1 protein-coding gene is annotated in these 2,044 nt (G+C 47.0%); it reads right to left on the bottom strand.

Annotated features, from left to right (window positions below; translation table 11 throughout):
* A partial coding sequence (locus KDK19_RS10825) for a hypothetical protein (RefSeq protein WP_257291935.1) occupies positions 1–2,044 on the bottom strand: 2,044 nt, incomplete at both ends.

Here is a 2,044-nt window from a genome sequence, read left to right as displayed (position 1 = left end):
TTTCAATCCTGTCAAGTCTTGTTGCTTTGTCATCACCCTCATTGACATTGATCTCGAGTGCTTTTTCTACGGCTACCAGCATCTCCAGAGCTTCTTCCTCTACCCGCTGTCTGGTTTCTGTGATGTATGTCTGAATTTCTTTAGAAATGGCGTCACGACGGTAATAAACATCGTTCTCTGTATCGAGGTTATCTATATTCAGAATATTTTCCACAGCAGTCAGTTTTCCAAGTACTTCAGGCCTGGCTTCGGGGTGGCCTGGTGTTCTGATGTCTTTCAGTTCTTGTTCCAGCTCTTTAAGTTTGAAGAGCTTGTAATTGACTGTTGATTCGAGGGTGGGGCGATCTTCCAGTGTGGTGTCTTCACTCAGGTCAATACCAAGAACCGATGCCAGAGCTTTTTTTCTGGTCCTGGTGTAAGAATTCTCTATTTCGCGTTGATCGTCCATTTTATTAAGTTGTTGACGCATATGCTGCTGATGAGCATGCACCTGGTTGATTTCATGAATTTTTATACTGATGAGTCTGGCTTGTTCCTCTTGGGGCTGGGCATCATCCCATTTGTCAATACCGAGCTCTGTTGCCAGTTCACTGTTGCGAGTGTTTGTCGCTTTTGCTCCGGCAGCATTAAGTTGTTTTACCAGCTCGGGGATTCGTTTGTTCTCCTGCTCAAGTTGGCCAATCAGGTCTTTTTTCTCTTCCAGCTCTTGATTAATCTTTTTAAGCTCATTGACAACTTGCTGATTGATTTGGACTAGTCTCAGTTTTTCCTCAATACCGCTCATGAGCGTTGTCGTTCTGTGTTGAAATGCTTTGCTTAGCGCGGTGAGTTCGGCCTCTCTTGCCAGCAGCTTTTCCAGTCTGGTTTCCATCTCAAGCAGCTGCCCGGCAGAGTCACCAATGACTCTGGAAGCAAAGCTTCCGTCTTTGTCAAAAGAATTGCCAGAAGGGTCGCCAGGCATTTTGCTGGTAGCGGGTATAACTTTATGTATATTTTGGATAAAATTCCGGTCAGTCAGAAAATTTCTAAGTACGGGTTTGAAGCGAAAGCGCTCTGCGAGTTGAATATGCACCCAGGTTGGCGTGATGATCGACGAAGCGAATCTGACGTGCGGTGCTGTGAATTCAAATTCATCTGCTGTATCTGGAGTAGCATAGGTCAATGCCTGCTGAAGATATTCATAGTATTCAAGCTTCGCCAGTTTACCATCGTATGCAAATGTCGTTTGTCCACTTCCAATAAGTTCAGTATTTTGTTGCGCAGCTAACTCTTCCAGTATTGCCATCTGATTGCTTTGAATGACGTACTGGTAGCTTTTGACCTTGTCTTTTTTAACCCATGCTGTTGCTTCAGGAGGGGGGGCGTTGTTGCCAAATTCATTCCGCCAGGTGTCAGCGAGAGCTTTCACAAAAGCGATGTCGGCGGGGTTCTGCTTCTGGCCACGGAAAACAATAATCTCTCCCGGAGCCTCAGTCACTTCCAGTTTTGGATAATCATCAGGTACAGGATAAGCCTGTGTCTCATCCTCGGTGTGTACAACATAGCCAACGGGTTTATGGTATGACAACAGATCATCCAGAGCCTCCTGTTGTAACTCTTTCCCCAGTAGATGAACCTGGGTGTAGGCAGAGGTAGCTGCTGCGAAAAGCGCCTCATCGTTGACAAAGAGCGATTGACCCAGGCGCTCCAATGCAGGGGGCTGATCACCGGAAACGATGAGACGCATGAAGGTGCGCCCTTTCACTTCAACCTTGACTGTTTTTAGGGTGGCAAGGGCAACATAGTGATCAACCTGGCCAAGGTTTCCTGCCCTTTCATTCGCACCTTTCAGCACTCCGATCAGATGTTCAGGGCTGGCAACGTTCGTAAACGGTTCTAATGTTTGAGCGTCGCCCAGTTGAGCGCGAACAGCCCCAATTGAATCCTGATGGATCATTCCGCCCCTGACTTCAATGACCAGTTCTTTTCCTTCAAGATCATGGGTGAACCTGAAGACCCCCTCATTACCCACCTTCAGGACTTTGGTGTATTTCCGGGCAACGTC

The sequence above is a fragment of the Endozoicomonas sp. ONNA1 genome (assembly GCF_024606325.1).
Lineage (GTDB): Bacteria > Pseudomonadota > Gammaproteobacteria > Pseudomonadales > Endozoicomonadaceae > Endozoicomonas_A.
The sequence above is the reverse complement of the archived record's forward strand: the minus strand, read 5'-3'. Positions and strand labels throughout refer to the sequence as shown.